The 16,740-nt window shown below is 65.5% G+C and carries 20 protein-coding genes; 13 read left to right on the top strand and 7 right to left on the bottom strand.

Going from position 1 to position 16,740, the window contains the following annotated elements:
• The first annotated feature begins 267 nt into the window (after positions 1-267).
• The 8 genes from ACTJJP_RS11035 to ACTJJP_RS11000 all read left to right on the top strand — a co-directional run bounded on the left by ACTJJP_RS11035 (position 268) and on the right by ACTJJP_RS11000 (position 7,125).
• Positions 268-2,385, top strand: a complete 2,118-nt coding sequence (locus tag ACTJJP_RS11035) for a heavy metal translocating P-type ATPase (protein ID WP_440775052.1) — start codon at positions 268-270, stop codon at positions 2,383-2,385.
• A gap of 49 nt (positions 2,386-2,434) precedes the next feature.
• Positions 2,435-2,893, top strand: coding sequence for a DUF6153 family protein (locus tag ACTJJP_RS11030; RefSeq protein WP_440775051.1), 459 nt, complete (start codon positions 2,435-2,437; stop codon positions 2,891-2,893).
• Positions 2,894-2,981: 88 nt separating this feature from the next.
• Positions 2,982-3,590, top strand: a complete 609-nt coding sequence (locus tag ACTJJP_RS11025; RefSeq protein WP_440775050.1) for a DUF305 domain-containing protein — start codon at positions 2,982-2,984, stop codon at positions 3,588-3,590.
• Between the two features lie 36 nt (positions 3,591-3,626).
• Positions 3,627-4,508 (top strand): F510_1955 family glycosylhydrolase, encoded by an 882-nt coding sequence (locus tag ACTJJP_RS11020; protein ID WP_440775049.1) that lies wholly within the window; start codon positions 3,627-3,629, stop codon positions 4,506-4,508.
• A gap of 590 nt (positions 4,509-5,098) precedes the next feature.
• Entirely contained in the window at positions 5,099-5,275 is a 177-nt protein-coding gene (locus ACTJJP_RS11015; protein WP_440775048.1) for a M23 family metallopeptidase, read from the top strand.
• Between the two features lie 181 nt (positions 5,276-5,456).
• The gene (locus ACTJJP_RS11010) at positions 5,457-5,801 is read left to right on the top strand and encodes an ArsR/SmtB family transcription factor (RefSeq protein ID WP_026095589.1); all 345 of its coding nucleotides are present in this window, start codon (positions 5,457-5,459) and stop codon (positions 5,799-5,801) included.
• Positions 5,798-6,478 (top strand): cation diffusion facilitator family transporter, encoded by a 681-nt coding sequence (locus ACTJJP_RS11005; protein ID WP_022877617.1) that lies wholly within the window; start codon positions 5,798-5,800, stop codon positions 6,476-6,478. The genes ACTJJP_RS11010 and ACTJJP_RS11005 overlap by 4 nt, the downstream gene beginning before the upstream one ends.
• A gap of 2 nt (positions 6,479-6,480) precedes the next feature.
• Positions 6,481-7,125: a DsbA family protein gene (locus ACTJJP_RS11000; RefSeq protein WP_440775047.1), complete on the top strand. Its 645-nt coding sequence runs from the start codon at positions 6,481-6,483 to the stop codon at positions 7,123-7,125.
• Positions 7,126-7,253: 128 nt separating this feature from the next.
• Here the strand turns inward: ACTJJP_RS11000 and ACTJJP_RS10995 are convergent, their stop codons facing one another.
• The 6 genes from ACTJJP_RS10995 to ACTJJP_RS10970 form a co-directional block, all read right to left on the bottom strand.
• Complete coding sequence (locus tag ACTJJP_RS10995; protein WP_440775046.1) at positions 7,254-7,751, bottom strand: DUF4411 family protein; 498 nt, start codon at positions 7,749-7,751, stop codon at positions 7,254-7,256.
• The gene (locus ACTJJP_RS10990) at positions 7,751-8,905 is read right to left on the bottom strand and encodes an ImmA/IrrE family metallo-endopeptidase (protein ID WP_440775045.1); all 1,155 of its coding nucleotides are present in this window, start codon (positions 8,903-8,905) and stop codon (positions 7,751-7,753) included. Before ACTJJP_RS10990 ends, ACTJJP_RS10995 begins: the two co-directional genes overlap by 1 nt.
• Positions 8,906-9,134: 229 nt before the next feature.
• Entirely contained in the window at positions 9,135-9,944 is an 810-nt protein-coding gene (locus ACTJJP_RS10985; RefSeq protein WP_440775044.1) for an AAA family ATPase, read from the bottom strand.
• The gene (locus tag ACTJJP_RS10980; protein ID WP_440775043.1) at positions 9,944-11,326 is read right to left on the bottom strand and encodes a Mu transposase C-terminal domain-containing protein; all 1,383 of its coding nucleotides are present in this window, start codon (positions 11,324-11,326) and stop codon (positions 9,944-9,946) included. The genes ACTJJP_RS10985 and ACTJJP_RS10980 overlap by 1 nt, the downstream gene beginning before the upstream one ends.
• Positions 11,327-11,332: 6 nt before the next feature.
• Positions 11,333-11,929, bottom strand: a complete 597-nt coding sequence (locus ACTJJP_RS10975) for a recombinase family protein (protein ID WP_440775042.1) — start codon at positions 11,927-11,929, stop codon at positions 11,333-11,335.
• Between the two features lie 234 nt (positions 11,930-12,163).
• Positions 12,164-12,379 (bottom strand): fluoride efflux transporter FluC, encoded by a 216-nt coding sequence (locus tag ACTJJP_RS10970; RefSeq protein WP_295791463.1) that lies wholly within the window; start codon positions 12,377-12,379, stop codon positions 12,164-12,166.
• Between ACTJJP_RS10970 and ACTJJP_RS10965 the strand changes: the two genes are divergently transcribed.
• From ACTJJP_RS10965 to ACTJJP_RS10950, 4 genes are all read left to right on the top strand, one after another.
• A complete protein-coding gene (locus ACTJJP_RS10965) occupies positions 12,378-12,557 on the top strand; it encodes a hypothetical protein (RefSeq protein ID WP_295791448.1) in 180 nt (59 codons plus the stop codon). The genes ACTJJP_RS10970 and ACTJJP_RS10965 overlap by 2 nt on opposite strands.
• Before the next feature lie 67 nt (positions 12,558-12,624).
• Entirely contained in the window at positions 12,625-13,140 is a 516-nt protein-coding gene (locus ACTJJP_RS10960) for a COG4315 family predicted lipoprotein (protein WP_295791450.1), read from the top strand.
• Between the two features lie 139 nt (positions 13,141-13,279).
• Positions 13,280-13,795, top strand: a complete 516-nt coding sequence (locus ACTJJP_RS10955) for a sigma-70 family RNA polymerase sigma factor (RefSeq protein WP_295791452.1) — start codon at positions 13,280-13,282, stop codon at positions 13,793-13,795.
• On the top strand, positions 13,792-14,508 hold the full coding sequence (locus ACTJJP_RS10950; RefSeq protein WP_295791453.1) for an anti-sigma factor family protein: 717 nt from the start codon (positions 13,792-13,794) through the stop codon (positions 14,506-14,508). The genes ACTJJP_RS10955 and ACTJJP_RS10950 overlap by 4 nt, the downstream gene beginning before the upstream one ends.
• Before the next feature lie 71 nt (positions 14,509-14,579).
• On the opposite strand, the gene ACTJJP_RS10945 is transcribed toward ACTJJP_RS10950, so the two are convergent.
• Positions 14,580-15,476: a LysR family transcriptional regulator gene (locus ACTJJP_RS10945; protein ID WP_440775041.1), complete on the bottom strand. Its 897-nt coding sequence runs from the start codon at positions 15,474-15,476 to the stop codon at positions 14,580-14,582.
• A gap of 99 nt (positions 15,477-15,575) precedes the next feature.
• Between ACTJJP_RS10945 and ACTJJP_RS10940 the strand changes: the two genes are divergently transcribed.
• The gene (locus ACTJJP_RS10940) at positions 15,576-16,739 is read left to right on the top strand and encodes a TDT family transporter (protein ID WP_267626607.1); all 1,164 of its coding nucleotides are present in this window, start codon (positions 15,576-15,578) and stop codon (positions 16,737-16,739) included.
• Position 16,740: the final 1 nt, after the last annotated feature.

The following is a 16,740-nucleotide window of genomic DNA, read 5'->3' as shown; positions in this document are numbered from 1 at the left end:
TGCTGTCCACCGGTTGCGCGAGCGGGGGATGACGCCGAAACGGGAGACGCCCCCGGATGCCTTGAGGGGCCGTCCGCATCGGGATTATCGACTTCGCCAGAGTCCCCACCTCGAACTCCCCGATGAGTTCTTGCGTTGACGTCGTGAACAGGATCCGCCGCTGGGAACATACCCCCTGGGGGTATTGTTCTGCTGAGGGAATCGAACTGCCCTCGTGCGATGACTACGTGCGCCTGCGGGGAATCAGTAAATGGCAGGAGGCCTCTGATGAACAACCACGACCACCACCACCACAGCGGCGACGGACATGCATCTGTGACGGATCGATCGTCGACCGGTGCCCGTGATGCGGTCGACGTCACGCCCGCAGAGGGGGTGTCCGCTCATGAACACGCGGACCACGGCGGTCATGCGGGTCATGGCGATCACGTCGGCTCGTTCCGGCGTCTGTTTTGGATCATGCTGATCCTGGCCGTCCCGGTCGTCGGTTTCTCAATGATGTTCTCGATGCTGGTGGGGTATTCGCTCCCGGACGCGGCATGGGTGGGTTGGGTTTCCCCGGTTCTGGGAACCGTAATGTACGCATGGGGTGGAGCGCCGTTCCTCACTGGAGCCCTGAGTGAGATCCGTGCCCGCAAGCCAGGGATGATGTTGCTGATCGCTCTCGCCATCACTGTGGCGTTTCTTGCGTCGTGGCACGCGAGCCTGGGTCTCGTCGATCACCAGCTCGACTTCTGGTGGGAGCTGGCGCTGCTGATCGTCATCATGCTGCTCGGGCACTGGATCGAGATGCGTTCCCTCGCTCAAACCACCTCCGCACTGGACTCCCTGGCCGCGCTGTTGCCCGATGAGGCCGAGAAGATCGACGGGAGCGATACCGTCACCGTAGCCCCCGCCGACCTACGCGTGGGGGACACCGTCATCGTCCGCCCTGGTGGTCGTGTGCCCGCAGATGGTCGAATCGTGCAGGGCTCAGCGAGCATGGACGAGTCGATGATTACCGGGGAATCTCGCCCTGTCCGTCGAGGGGACGGCGACCAGGTGGTCGCCGGGACGGTAGCCACCGACTCCGGCGTTCGCGTCCAGGTCACCGCCGTGGGGGAGGACACCGCTCTCGCCGGCATCCAGAAGCTTGTCACCGACGCTCAGAATTCGTCGTCCCGCGCGCAGCGGCTTGCTGACCGTGCGGCTGCGTGGTTGTTCTGGTTCGCGTTGGGTGCCGCGGTGATCACGGCGGTGGTGTGGGCTTTGGTGGGCTCACCCGATGACGCGGTGATCCGCACGATCACCGTTCTCGTGATTGCTTGTCCTCACGCCCTAGGGTTGGCGATCCCGCTGGTGGTGTCGATCGCGACCGAGCGAGCTGCGCGCGCAGGTGTTCTGGTGAAGGATCGTCTCGCGTTGGAGAGCATGCGAACGGTCAACACGGTGCTGTTCGATAAGACCGGCACCCTCACCATGGGCGCGCCCGCCGTCACCGCGATCGAGTCGACCGGCGCCTTCCAGGCGGACGAACTGTTGGCGTTGGCTGCCGCCGCCGAGACGGACTCGGAGCACCCGCTGGCCCGCGCAATCGTCACCGCTGCAAGGGCCAAGAACCTCACAGTCCCGGCCGCGGCCGACTTCGAATCCTCTCCCGCTGTGGGGGTGCGCGCCGAGGTGAACGGACGAGTCGTGCAGGTGGGCGGGCCCTCCCTGCTCGAGCGTGAGAATGGTCGCGAGCTCCCCGTCGCAGACGACTGGCGAGGCGAAGGCGCGATCATCCTGCATGTGCTCATTGACGGGTCTGTCGCCGGCGCGCTCCGCCTCGCAGACGAAATTCGTCCCGAGTCCCGCGCCACGGTGACCGCGCTGCATGAGCGGGGCGTGCAGGTGGTGATGATCACCGGCGACGCCGAGGCGGTGGCTGCGTCGGTGGCGGCCGACCTGGGAATTGATCGGTTCTTCGCCGGGGTGCGCCCCGAGGACAAGGCCTCCAAGGTGAAAGAGCTGCAAAGCGAAGGCCGCCGGGTGGCGATGGTCGGTGACGGCGTGAACGATGCCCCCGCTCTCGCGCAAGCCGACGTCGGTATCGCCATCGGCGCCGGAACCGATGTAGCGATCGCCTCCGCAGGCGTCATCCTTGCCAGCGACGACCCCCGGTCGGTGCTCTCGGTCATCGAGCTCTCCAAAGCGAGCTACCGGAAGATGAGGCAGAACCTCTGGTGGGCCGCCGGGTACAACCTCCTCTCCGTGCCGCTGGCCGCCGGAGTGCTCGCCCCCATCGGCTTCGTGCTGCCGATGTCCATAGGGGCGCTGCTGATGTCCCTGTCGACCATCGTCGTTGCCCTGAATGCGCAGCTGCTACGCCGGCTGAATCTCAGCCCCGAGTCCATCGTCAAGTGATCACGCCCCCGCCAGGGGGTCGATAACCTGATTCGAACAGGAGGTGAGCATGTCTCTGATTGCGGTCGCGCAGCAGGTCCGTGGACCGCGCACGCTCACCCGCACCCTCCTGCTGCTGGTCGCCGTGACCGCGGCGATCATCGTCGGCCTCCTGGCGATGCACTCCCTCAACACGCACGCCACCACCACCGGGCACGCCGGCACGGCCCCCGCGACCAGCGTCACAACCGATACCGCCGGCCACCACGACGTGCCCGCCGCGGTAAACCCCGCGGGGGCCGCCGCGGACACGTCCGGGTGTGCGGACTGCGGCGACGACCACGCGATGGCGTGGATGGCCTGTGTCCTGGCGCTCCTGGTCAGCGTGATCCTGCTCGCCCGCGTGCGCATCGGGTGGCGCACCCCCGCTCGCGACGATGAACTCCGCGTGGTGCGAGCCCGATGGCCCGCGTCCGCCCACACCGTCCTACCGCCCTCTCTTACTGTTCTCTGCATCAGTCGCACGTGATGACGCGTCCGCCCGCCTCGCACACGGGCAACGCACCTTCCGGCTCGACAATCGTCGCGCCGCATCACCGACTTTGGAGAACATCACCATGAAGACCCGCACCGCGGCGACCGCCGCGCTTACCCTCGCTACCGCGCTCATCCTCGCCGGCTGCGCCGTTGGCACCACCTCCGGCGGCGGCAGCATGCCGGGGATGGACCACGGCAGCAGCAGTAGCAGCGCTACCCCTGCGCAGTCCGCCGACGCCAACGAGGCCGACGTCATGTTCGCCAGCATGATGATCGAGCACCACACACAAGCGATCGAGATGTCCGACACCCTCCTGTCGAAAGACGGCATCGACGAGCGTGTGACCGCCCTGGCGGAGCAGATCAAAGCCGCGCAGGAACCCGAAATCGCTCAGATGGAAGGCTGGCTGGAGGACTGGGGCGCCAGCTCTTCCGGCATGGGCAGCATGGACCACGGCAGCGGCATGATGAGCGAAGACGACATGCAATCGCTCGAGCAGGCCACCGGAACCGACGCCGCCCGGCTGTTCCTCCAGCAGATGATCGAGCACCACCGCGGCGCCATCGACATGGCCCAGGAAGAGGCAACCAACGGCCAGAACAGCGACGCCGTTGCCCTTGCCAACACCATCATCGAGTCGCAGACCTCCGAAATCGCCACCATGGAGGAGCTTCTGGCCACTCTCTGACCACGCCCGGGGTGGGGNCCCCACCCCCCTGGTCAGATGAAACGCACACCCATGCACCACCACCCGACTTTCATCGCGCCCTCCTACCGCACCCGGGCGCTCTCCCTCCTCGCACTGATCGGCGCTGCGGCGCTCGCTTTCGCAGGCTGTACCGCCACCTCGCCACTGACGGGGGAGGGCCACCCCGAACTGCCGCTGACGCACGTGCACGGCATCGTCCAGGACCCCGCCAGCGACGGGTTTCTCCTGGGAACCCACGAGGGGATCTTCACCGTCACCCGCAACGGGGAGCTTGGCGCCCGTCTCGCGGACACGGATTTCGACGCCATGGGTCTTACCACCGTTGACGACACCCTCGTCGTTTCCGGACACCCCGGGCGAACCACCCCACCCGAACTCGGCTCACCCCACCTCGGCATCATCCGCAGCTCCGACAACGGCCAAACCTGGCAACCCACCGCCTACACCGGCGAGAAAGACTTCCACGCCCTCGCCGCGGGCGCAGATGGAACGCTCTACGGTGTCGCCACAGACGCCAATGAAGTGCTCGCCAGCACCGATCGCGGCGTCACGTGGCAGCCCACCGGGGCACCCGTCTACGCCATGTCACTGGCGGTTGATGCCGCAGGTCGAGTGATCGCCTCCACCCCAGACGGACTCCTCGTCAGTACTGACCGTGCCGCCACATTCGGCGCGTGGCCAGATTCGCCCCGCTTAGCCGGTCTCAGCGCCTCCCCCGACCGCTCCCGCGTGGTCGGCGTCGGCGCCAAAGGAAGGCTCTGGACAATCACCTCAGGGGCTCAGAACTGGGTCGAAGTGGGAGCCATCCACGGTGTCGCCCAAGGCGTCACCATCACCAACAGCGGCGACATCCTCGTCGTTGACGACAGCGGCCTCACCCTCATCCCCAGCGAGTAGCCAACGGTTAACGGGAGGCGAGCGTGCCTGCGGACGCCGCTGTCAACCCGCGCCTTCTGGCCGTGTTCGCGTACGCGACCTGCTGCTCTCACGCTGAACCCGACAACAGAAACCCTTTCTATGACGTTCTCAACTGATACCCGCTCTACGGCGGTCCTCACCCGAAAACAAGCCCGCCGTGCACGGCTTCATCCCGACAGCCAAAGCGCACACCCCGCGCTCGTTCTTCCGCCCAAACCCCCGCAACGACTGCGCTCGCGCACCAGACCTGTCGCCGCGCCGGTCCCAGCCGATGAATTCGCGGCAGCTCTTTCGATGTTTCCCCTGCTTCTAGTCAGCCCCAACGCTTCGCACGCACCCGCAGAACCAAGACGAACCCCGCCAGCTCGGCGGGACACCCCGAAACGCATGCGCGCAGCTGCATGGTCCGCCGGGGTTGTTGGGATCGTTGGTCTCTTGTCGGTGGCGATGACCACACCCGCTGAGGCGCTGCCACATACCCACGAAGACCCAGTCACAGCCCCGGCAAACGGTTCGACTTTGCCGCCGAACAATGTCCAGGCCTTCTCGTCTCCACCCGCTACGCGCACATGGAATACAACTCACGTCAGGTCGAGGTGGGCGACACCGTGCAGGTTGGCCAGTACATAGGCCGTACCGGAAACACGGGACGGTCCTTCGGCGACCATCTGCATTTTGAGATTCTGCAGAATGGGTCCCAGGCTGTCGACCCATTGCCCTGGCTACGCATGCACGCCACTTGCTGACCGTCGTACAGGAGGCGCGCGTTTGCGCATGCCTCTCCAGCCGGACGGACGGAGAACGAGCCAATGACGTGTATCGACGGACACGCTGTAGTCACTCGAGGTGGTGCAAAATCGATTGGTTTCGCATCATCAAAAAAAGTACACCGCATGCTTAATTCAGCAAAACGTGTACTATCTCTGCATGCCCCCCGCGACCCTCACGGCTTCGGTGACGCACACCGCAGCGCTGTCCCGCCTCGGTCACGCGCTCTCCGACCCGACCCGAGCCGGCGTGCTGCTCGCGCTGCGAGAGGCCCCGGCGTACCCGTCCGACCTGGCCGACGCGCTCGGCGTCTCGCGGCAGGTCATGTCGAACCAGCTCGCGTGCCTTCGAGGGTGCGGACTGGTGGTAGCCGTGCCGGATGGTCGACGCACCTGGTACCGCCTCGCTGACTCCCACCTCGCACCCGCCCTCGATGAGCTGCTGCGCGTCGTCCTCTACGTCGAACCGGGCTGCTGCGCCGGAGAAAGCTGCACCTGCGCATGACCACCACCACCCCTCGCCCCACAGACGACCGCCGACACACTCTCCAGCGACGCATCAAGTGGATCGTCACCGCGACGATCGCCTACAACCTCATCGAGGCCATCGTCGCGATCACCGCCGGAACCGTCGCCTCCTCCGCGGCGCTGATCGGCTTCGGGCTGGACTCCACCATCGAGGTTCTTTCTGCGGCCGCTGTCGCCTGGCAGTTCACCCGCCGCGACCCCGAGCGGTGGGAAAAGGGCACGCTCCGCGTCATCGCCGTGGCGTTCTTCGCCCTCGCCGCGTACGTCACGGCAACGTCGGTGCTCGCGCTCGTGGGCCAGGTCGACGTGCAGCACTCCACGGTCGGAATTGTGCTCACCGCGCTCAGCGTCGTCATCATGCCGTTCCTCTCGCTGGCGGAGCGCCGCGCGGGCCGCGAGCTGGGATCAGCTACCGCTGTGGCCGACTCCAAGCAGACCCTCATCTGCACGTACCTGTCCGCCGCGGTTCTCATCGGCCTCATCGTCAACAGCCTGTTCGGCTGGTGGTGGGCCGACGCGATCGCCGGCCTCGTCATCGCCGGCTTCGCAATCCGAGAGGGCATCGAGGCGTGGCGCGGTGACGCCTGCGCCACCTCCGTGGGGATGCTCCTCGAGGAGGAGCACGACGACGACCATCACGACCACCAGCACTGACAGTGAAAGCTAAGACCAAACCCCTGCTCGTCACGGCCGCCACCCTCGTCGTCGTCGTTGTCGTCGGGCTGGTCGCGTTCCTCGTCAACCGGGCACAAGCGCCTGATCCTGCGGCCGCCGCAGTTGTGCGCGCCGACTCGCACGTACTCGATAACGCCGGGGCCGACGCGGTGACCGTTGTGGAGTTCCTGGACTTCGAGTGCGAAGCGTGCGGCGCCTACTACCCGGTCGTGGAGGAACTGCGACAGAAGTACGCCGGTCAGATCACCTATGTCGTCCGCTACTTCCCCCTGCCGGGTCACCTCAACTCCACCCACTCCGCGGTTGCCGCCGAAGCCGCTGCGCAACAGGGCCGGTTCGAGGAGATGTATCAACGGCTCTTCGAGACACAGGCTGAGTGGGGCGAGGCACAGGACTCCAAAGCAGACGTGTTCCGCAGCTATGCCGTCGAGCTTGAGCTCGACATGACCGCCTACGACGACAGCGTGGCCGACCCCGACACCGAACGGCGCGTGCGCGCGGACTTCAATGAAGGACGCGCACTTGGAGTCGGCAGTACCCCCACGTTCTTCGTGAACGGGCAACCACTCGTCATCGAACGATGGAACGACCTCGAAACGGCTATTCAATCCGCCCTCAGCCTCTAAGCGAATGTGGTGCAGAACCGATCGGTTTCGCACGCTGGGTCAACAGACGCGCTGGCTGATTGTGCCGCAGGGATGCGCCTGGCGGTCGGCTCGTTGACGAACCGGCCCGTCGACGGGGGAGAGCGGGACTAGGACGCAGGGGTGAGGCGCAGATCGAGCTGGACGCTGTGCGATCTGAGCATCGTGAAGGTGTTGCAGAAGTCGACGCCGAGGGCGAGGCACACATTCGGAATGAGGACACGTCGCTTGGCGCCGGCCTGAGGCTGTTCATGAGTGACGACGGTGTGGCCGTGCGCCGCCGCATGCGCGATCAGCTGATAGTCCGCGACGCTAAAGAACTCGCTCACGGCAGCGGAAGTGAAATCCTGCGCATTAGCCCATGCCGCGACGTCTGCTAGCTTCGTGGCCACCGCCGCGTCTGGCTCGAAGAATGCCTCGGGATGCGCTCGTGCCCAGTGGGTGAGCTCATCCGATCCACGGATCAGCTCGTCCCCAACAGCTCGGACACTCCCAATGGCTCCCATCTCCGCGGCGGCGTCCAGCCAGTCCCAAAACCCTGGAGCCAGGTCGAAGCCGTAGTAGCGGTTCTTGGCCTCGATGAACACGTTCGCGTCCAGTAGATACATCAGGCCACCCCCAACTCTTCGGCCAGCCGGTTGAATGTTTCCGGCTTCGCCGTTCCGAGCAGACGATATGCCTCGCTGTACGCGGTGCCGCCCTCGTGAGCGTCTTTGATCACGGCTTGGGCGAAGCGGCGGCCTAGCCGAATTGGCTGGGTGTAGTAGTAGCTGCCCCCGCCGTTTTCCTGCCGACGCTGAGACAGCTCCCGCACACGCTCACTTTCCGCGGTGTACAGGTCCCAGAACTCGTCAGCGGGAACCGCGTCAACTTCATGCAGACGCAGCAACACCACGAGTGTGCTCACGCGGTACACGCGCGCCAAACGCTCGAGTTCCTCGACCGTCACGCTGCCGCGGAAGTCGCTGAGCAGTTGTGCACGTGGCACGAGCACTTCCGCGGCGACCTGGTTGCACCAGCGTTCGTGCGTGTTCTGGGACGCGCGAGCCACGCCGGCGTCGGAGATGGCGGATTCGCCCAGCCAAACATGCGCCAACTCATGAATGATCGTGAAAATTTGAGCGGCCTTCGTGTCGGCAGCATTGACAAAGATCAGCGGCGCATAAGCGTCCACGAGCGTGAAGCCCCCGAACTCTTCGGGATCTAGAACGCGCCGGTTGTCGCCGCCAACTACTCCGTTCACGGATACCAGAACGCCTGCGGCCTCGATGAGGTCAATGAGACGACGGAAGGCGTCCTCCCAGGATGTGAAAGTTCGACGTTTCTCCATCGTGAAGCTGATGGTCTGTCGGATCTGACCAGCCACGCTGTGCGGAGCATCCTCGACTGTGGCGGACCCAACGAACCGGATTTTTTGAAAACCGTGGGATATGGCGAAGTCTCTGAACCAGTCCTGCCGACGTTGACACAGATAGATCGTGTCTCGTAGATCGACGGAGAGGTCGTCGACGGGCCTGTTTCTCCGGGTGCGGAAGTCGGGGATTGGTGTCTCCTCCGCAGGGGGCTCGGGGAGGAAGAGGTACCCCAGAGGAACATGCATCGCCGTCGCAAAAGACTGGAGCTGCTTCATCGTGGGAAGAACGTCACCTGCTACCCACTCGTCATAGCGCGGGAACCGATGTTTAAGGCCGCCCTCGGTCCACCGCGCTCTCCGCGCCGCCCACTTGAGCAAGCTCGGGCGAACGGGCACGCGAATCGTCACGGCGCTCACCTTCCCCCTATTTGCCTGCGCTCATCGTAGGCGGAACCAACGACACTCGCCCGATTTCGTCCCGACGGCTGCTTACATACTGCGCCCGGCATCGTGCAAAACCGATCGGTTTCGCACCACGGCAAGGCCCGTGGGCCACGCGCCGGAATCCTGCGGCTCCTCGCGATGTGTGGAGTTGCTCGCATGGTGACGGCGTTCTGTCATCGCTTGGTGTCGCTGGTCAGCTCCCAATGATGAGGACGCTGGCGGCAGCCTCGACAACGTCGTCGGTGATCGTTTCCAGCTCGTTGATTTTGAGGACGCGGCCGATCTGAGGGAAAAGTCGTTCGAGGAGGCGGAAGTTCCCGCGGGTGATGCGTTCGATGGCAGCGACGGCTTGGGCGTCGGTGAAGTCGTCGGGGTTGAGGGTGCGTCCGAGGCGTTTCCAGTGTCGGTCGAGGACGAAGAGGAGTTCGTCGCGGCCGAGGGCGCGGTAGCGGTGGGAGAAGCCGAGGCGGCTGTAGAGCTGGGGGTAGTGGCGAAAGCGTTGGTCGATACCGGGCATGCCGATCAGGATGATAGCGAGGTGGGTGCGGTCGTGTTTGTCGCGGAGCAGCTCGAGGGCGGTGGGGGTGAGTCGTTCGGCTTCGTCGACGATGAGTAGTTCGACCCATCGGCTGGTGTCGCCGTTGTTCGCGCCGGTGACTTTCCCCAGTGTGCGGAGGTGTTCATCGATGCAGATGCCGGCCTTGGCCTGCCATCTGCTGATCTCCTCCATGAGAACTTTGGGTCGCGGGAGGACTTCGGGTGTGTAGAAGACGGTGCGGGAGCGGTGCGCGAGCGCATAGTGTTTCGCGTCGTCCTCGCCCCTCGGGCCCCACGCGGTGATGTAAGGCTCGAGGGCGTCCCAGTTGGCGTAGCGACGCGCGGAGTTGGTCTTTCCCACTCCGGCGTCACCGTGGCAGATGCCGATCGTGCGCTCCTTCCTCACCGCGTTCGCGAACTCGGTGAAGCGACGGTGTTCCTTGGTGACGATGAAGTTTTGGCTCATCACTCCTCCTCGTAGGTACGGAGTCGTTTCCTGCGCGGGGCGGGGTCCGCAAGGCGAGGTTCTTCGCGGTGGGCGACGGTGGGGATGCGATCGTTGATGATGCGCCGGAGTTCGTGGCGGCGAGCACGGCGGGCGGCTTCGATGTCGCGGAGGCTGAGGCGGATGTTGGGGTGGGCTTCGTCGACGGCGACGCAGACGAAGGTGTCGTGGTCGTAGACGCGGATCTCGGAGACGTCGCGGGGGTCGTAGCGGATGGTGACGGCGTGTCCGACGAACGGGGCGAGAGTGGGCGCGAGGTAGCGCTGACCCTGAAAGTGGATGCCGTCTCGATGCACGGTCCGATGCGTGGGGACGGTGAGTAGCAGGCCGTCGAGCTGGTCGAGGGTGTCGGGCATGCGGGGCATCCAGCCGTCCGCGACCCATGCGTCTCGCGGGGAAACACCGAGCTCCCGGTGGGTGCGCTGGTTGTAGGTGGCGATGAAGGCGCCGATCGCCCGGTCCGCACCGGGGAGGTCGAGCACTGGCTGAGGGCTGCGGTTGCGGGGGCCGAGGTGGCCGGGGAGGGTCTGGAGGACTTCGGTATTGATGGTGCCGAAGAACCGCTCGATCTTGCCGCGCCCCTGGGGCCGTCCGACGGTCGAGAAGATGAGCCGCAGGTGCAGCTCGACGGCGGTGCGTTCGAGGTGGTGGCTGGTGAAGTCGGAGCCGTGATCGACGTGCAGCACGTCGGGGATCCCGCACATCGCCCATGCCGGGTCGGTCTTTCGCCAAATCGCCTGCCGCAACGCGAGAGCGGTGTTCAGTGACGAAGGCGCGCCGGTAAAGACCATGTAGCCGCAGATTGAGCGGGAGTAATCATCCATCACCGTCGTCAGCCAGGGGCGCTCGGGCTTCCCGTTCGCGCCGATGATGAGGATGTCGAGTTCAGTGTGGTCGGCCTGCCAGATCTGGTTCGGCCGTTCCGCGCGGCGGCGGAACACCAGCTCGTGGCGGTCGCGGTAGGAAGCGGGACCCTCTAACGCGAGGGTGACGAGCGCGGGGTCGAGGGCCTGCACGATCTGCCGGACGGTCGCGTAGCTCGGCGCCGGCCTGCTGTCGCGCAGGCACTCTTCGACGGTGAGGCGATGCAATGTCGCAATTGAGGGACGAGGCCGCGTCAGAGCGAGCCGCTCGATGGTGGTGACAGTTGCCGGGTGAGTGCGCCGCCTGCCCTTGTCTCTTCGTGCCGAGTCGTCGAGTCCCGCGAGCCCGTGTTTCTTGTAGAGCTGATGCCAGCGTTGCAGCGTCCGCGTGCTTATGCCGCTCTCGCGGGCGAGGGCCGCGAGGGGGACCTGATCTTCGACGTGAAGTCGGAGGATCCGCCACCGCTCCAGGCCGTCCATGAGTCGCTACATCACTGCGCTCTCGCGGGCCGCGTGGGCCTGCTGGTGGCGGTAAAGCGTTGCGCGACTCCACCCGACAAGTCGAGCGGCATCCTCGGCGGTGCGACCACGCGCTCGCGCGTCAGCGGCAATCGCGAGCTTGTCCGCGATCACAATCGGGTCCGACAGGGGCCGACCGAACCGGGTCCCGTTCGCGCGGGCAGCCGCGATGCCGGCGTTGACCCGTTCGACGATGAGCTCCCGCTCGTACTCCGCGAGCGTGGCCAGCATATTCAACATCAGCCGGCCCGTCGACGTCGACGGATCGATGCCATCCGAAATAGACCGCACCTGTACGCCGCGCTCGCGCAGCAGATTCACGGTGTTCAGCACGTCAATCAGGGACCGTCCGAGACGATCGACTCGCCACACGACCACGGTGTCGCCGTCCTCGGCGTACTCGAGGAGCTTCTTCATCCCGGTCCGCTCGATCGCGGCCTTGCTCCCCGAGGTGACATCCGCGAAGACGTCACGCTTCTGCACCCCGGCGGTAACGAGCGCGTCGAGCTGCAGCTGCGCGTCCTGACTCGACGTACTCACACGCGTGTAACCCAGAAGCCTCACGAGGTCATTCTGACTCGAAAACACCCTCCACGTCCCCTCCTGAGACAAAACACGGCAAGACGTGTTTTCGAGACAATCAACGTTCTGAGAATCGGCATTCGCTGAGGGTGAAACGACGACCGGTCGGTGCGTCTCAGAAAGCTACAGCTATCTGAGACGCTCCCTTTCAAGTCGAGCCAGCTTCACGGCAGCTCCGGCGCCGCAAGAGTCGTAAACGGTGAAAGGTGACGACGGTCATAGTGCGCCGCCGAGAAGGATGCCGACGGTCGCTGCGGAGACGGAGACGACGAGCATCCCGAGTCCGTTCACGGCGGTAGCCGTCAGCCGGCCGCTTCGGGCGAGTCTGACGGTTTCGAAGCTGGCCGTGCTGAAGGTGGTGTAGCCGCCCATCACCCCAGTGCCGAGCACCGCGACCGAAACCGCACCGAGATGGCTCGCCGCTGCGACGATGACGCCGAGCAGCAGGGACCCGGTGATGTTGATCGTCAGGGTTCCGTCGGGGGAGGCGGAATCGCTGGACGGTGTTGATCAAGCCGTCAAGGAGAAACCGGGCGGCAGCGCGGACACCACCGCCGACAGCGATGAAAAAGACGGCAACGCACCCTGCACTGATTCGCGCACGAATTGAACGATGTCGAGCAGTGTGCCGTTTCACGGGTAGGGCCACCTTCGGCCCGCACCAGAGGAGGAATACTGTGCTCAAGCGAATCGCGACCATCACAACGACCGTGGCGGTCGCCGCCATCTTCCTTGCAGGATGCTCGACGGCTGCAAACCCGGCGAACTCGTCCGCGACGCCGACCGACAGCCCATCCGCGACGACGTCCGCGGACGCGGCTGCTCTCACCACGGCGTCGTCGCCGCTGGGGGAAATCATCACTGACGAGGCCGGGTACACCGTTTACACGTTCACCAGGGACACACCGAACTCGGGCATCAGCAACTGCTACGACGATTGCGCAATGACCTGGCCGGCTGTGTCAGCGTCCAGCACGTCTGCCGCAGACGGCGTGACGGGAGAGGTTGGCTCAATCACTCGCACCGACGGAACGACCCAGCTGACCATCAACGGGTGGCCCATCTATCGCTTCGCAAAGGACGCTGCACCGGGCCAGGTCAACGGGCAGGGAGTGAAGGACGCTTGGTACGTCCTCCTTCCCGACGGCACCACGAACATGGAAGCCGCGAGCACCTCCGCCCCGACACCGTGACGCGACGGCGGCCCATCCCGGCCCCCGCCGGGAACACGGCTGGGACGGATCGCCGGTTCCCGGTAATCATGAACGGAAGGTACGACCAGCACGTGCACAGCGACTGGACTGAGCCATCACGCGGAAGCACGTCGAGACAATGAGTGCAGCGCCCCGCCCTGCTGATGAGCTTCTCGCAGCGTTGTACGCAAGTCATGGCACGACGTTGCGGCGCTACGTGCAGAGCCTCACTCGCAATACCGCACTGACCGAGGACGTCGTGCAGGAGACGATGGTCCGTGCTTGGCAACGCCCGAATATCCTCGAACGCGACCACAACGCTGCTCGCGCGTGGCTTTTCACCGTCGCTCGCAATCTCGTTGTCGACGATGCCCGCTCCGCCCGGAGTCGGCATGAGGTGCCAGCGAAGGACGATGATGGCGGTACCATCCCCGATCGCACAGATGCGGTCCTGGACAGCATCCTGGTGGCGGACGCGCTGGCATCCTTGTCGATCGAGCATCGTCAGATCGTGGTGGATGCGTACTTCTTGGGACATCCGATCACGGAGATCGCGCGCCGCCGTTCGATTCCTGAGGGAACAGCGAAATCCCGATTGCACTACGGACTGCGCGGACTGCGACTGGCTCTACAGGAAAGGGGCGTCACGAGATGAACAGTGACCGCCACAACAGTTCGGCGCGGAAGGACGAATACGAAGATTGGGATGCGTCGTACGTACTCGGTGCACTCCCCACGGATCAGCGTCTCCAGTACGAGCAGCACCTCAGTGAGTGCTCGGCCTGCCGGGCGGCTGTGGCGGAGCTCGCGGGGATGCCCGGCATCGTCGGTCGTCTTTCTCTCGAAGAAGCGCTTGCGATCAGCGCATCGGACGAGGCCAAGGTCACACAGCCGCCGTCGGTTACGCTGCGCGCCGCTGCTCACCGTGTCCGAGCACGTCGACGTGTACGCCGACTTCTGGCGTCTTTCGCGGTTGCGACCACCGTAGCTGCCTCCATCTTCGGAGGTTTCGCTCTCGGCGCTGGCGTGACGGACACACCCGTAGCGGAAGCCAAGGTAGTTTTCGAGCCGATGAGCCCTACGAGCGAGCACCCCGCACTCACCGCGGGCATCCATGTCGAAGGGAAGCCTTGGGGTACACGGTTGGAGTGGAACTGCACCTACAGTGCAGACGCTCCTGCCGACGCTGAATACGAGCTCGTCGTCACCCAGACGGATGGCAGCACGACAACGGTGGCCACCTGGGCCGCTACGGGGTACCGTGCCGTCGATCTGGCAGCGTCGACGGGCATTGCCCGCGCGGAAATCAGGGGCGTCGACATCAGAGTTCGAGGGGCGGATTCGCCCCTCGTTCACGCTAATACCTGACGGAGGACCCGCTCACCCACGCCGTGGCGCGGCAGCTCCCTTCCGAGGTCACCGCAACGCCTCGGGCAGCTTTATGGACTGAGGTGACCGAAGGCGCCGGGCCCGCGGACGATGCGCAAGAACGTTGTCGCGGCAGGCCCGGGCCGGCCAGACCACATTGCGCGCAGCGGGCGAGTCAGAGGGGGTGCGAGCAGGGGAACGCGGACGAGGGTCCCGCCGGCGAGGTCACCATCAACCGTGCGCAGGCTCATCACCGCCGGTGCGATACCGGCGCGCGCGTTCGCTCGGATGATGCCCGTTGTGTCCAGCACCGCCGCCGGCGGAGAAAGGTGCAGCCCCGCATCAGCGAGCCAGGTTTCCAATGTGGCGCGTGTTCCAGAGCCTTCCTCGCGCAACAGCAGGGGGGTGTCGGCCAGTTCTCTCGCGGTGACGCCGGGAAGATATGCCCACGGATGGTGCGGCGCGACGACGGCTGCGAGCTCATCCACAGCGACCACCACCGAGGAGACGTCCGGCGCGTCGATGGGGGTCTCGACGAAGCCGAGATCTGCCGCACCGGAGCGGACCAGGTCCGTCACGGCGGCGGAGTTACCGGCGAGCAACCGCACGCTCACATCGGGTGCAGCGTCCCGGTGCACCAGCAGCCAACCGGGCATCAGCATCTCCGCGATCGTCTGTGACGCGGCCACGACGAGGGCACCACCAGGCTCCCTGAGCGCAACGATCCCCGCCTCCAACCGTCGGGACGCCTCCAGCACCGGAACAGCCAGCCCGAGAACCACCCGGCCCACATCGGTGAGCTGCGAACCGGATGCCGTCCGGTGCACGAGAGGCTGCCCGGTCGCCCGCTCCGCAACGCGCAAGCGCGCAGACACTGCCTGCTGCGTCACCCCCAGCGCCTCGGCGGCGCGGGTCAACGAACCGGTCTCCGCGATGCCCGCGAGAACCTCGAGAGTGTCCAGGTCCAAGGTCCGGTCCGTCAACCGCCGCGTCTTCACAAACACTCATTGTGCCCTGCCAAAACGATCGCCGTTCCGAAAGAAGCCGATGCCGCTCAGGCTGGAACCATGCCTTCCCTGCTTGCTGAGTCCGCACCCGCCCGCACGCGTGTCACGACGGATACCCGCAAGCGCTTCTTCCGCGAGTTGGAGGGACCGGCGCAGATCGTGTCGAACCTGACACCGAACTGGTTCGCATCCATCATGGGAACAGGGATCGTCGCCGTCGCCGCAGCCTCGCTCCCGCTGCAGTTCCCCGGCCTTCGCACCGCAGCGACCGTCGTGTGGGCGATCGCCGCTGTTCTGCTAGTTGCGCTCACAGTAGCCACGGGTCTGCACTGGACCCGGTACCGGCACGTCGCCAAGAACCACCACCTGCACCCGGTCATCTCGCACTTCTACGGCGCTCCGCCGATGGCGTTTCTCACTGTCGGTGCGGGCACCCTTCTCCTCGGAAAAGACTGGATCGGGTTACCCGCCGCGGTCGCCGTCGACTGGGTGCTCTGGGTCATCGGTACCGTCGGCGGGCTCCTCACCGCGGCGCTGGTGCCGTATCTGGCATTCACTCGACACGAGAACAAGCCCGACTCCGCGTTCGGCGGGTGGTTGATGCCGGTCGTCCCCCCCATGGTGTCCGCCTCCACCGGCGCACTGTTGCTGCCCTACACCCCCGCCGGACAAGCGCGAGAAACGCTGCTGTGGGCGTGCTACGGGTTCTTCGGGCTCAGCCTGATCGCCTCGCTGGTGGTCATCACCCTGATCTGGAACCGCCTCGCGCAGCACAAAATCGGTACCGCCGCGATGGTCCCGACCCTTTGGATCGTTCTCGGCCCCGTGGGGCAGTCGATCACCGCCGTGAACCTCCTCGCAACGAACGCCTCCACCGCCGTCGACGCGAGCACGACCCACGCGCTACTCATCGTCGCTCTCGTATACGGTTTCGCGATGCTCGGCTTCGCGCTGCTGTGGACCGTTATCGCCCTTGCCATCACCATCCGCACCGCCCGCGAGCACCTCCCGTTCAGCCTGACCTGGTGGTCTTTCACCTTCCCCGTCGGCACCTGCGTCACCGGGCTGAACGGCCTCGCCCTGCACTCCGGGCTCACCGCTGTTGGGGCCCTCGCCGTGATCTACTACGTCGGCCTGGTCGCGGCATGGATTACCGTCGCCGTTCGCACCTTCCACGGCTCCGTCATCCGCGGAACCCTCCTCGCACCGCCGCGTCCAGCATGAA

Source organism: Microbacterium sp. 22296 (assembly GCF_052045385.1).
Lineage (GTDB): Bacteria > Actinomycetota > Actinomycetes > Actinomycetales > Microbacteriaceae > Microbacterium.
Note: the sequence above shows the minus strand (reverse complement) of the source record. Positions and strands in the feature narration are given on the sequence as shown.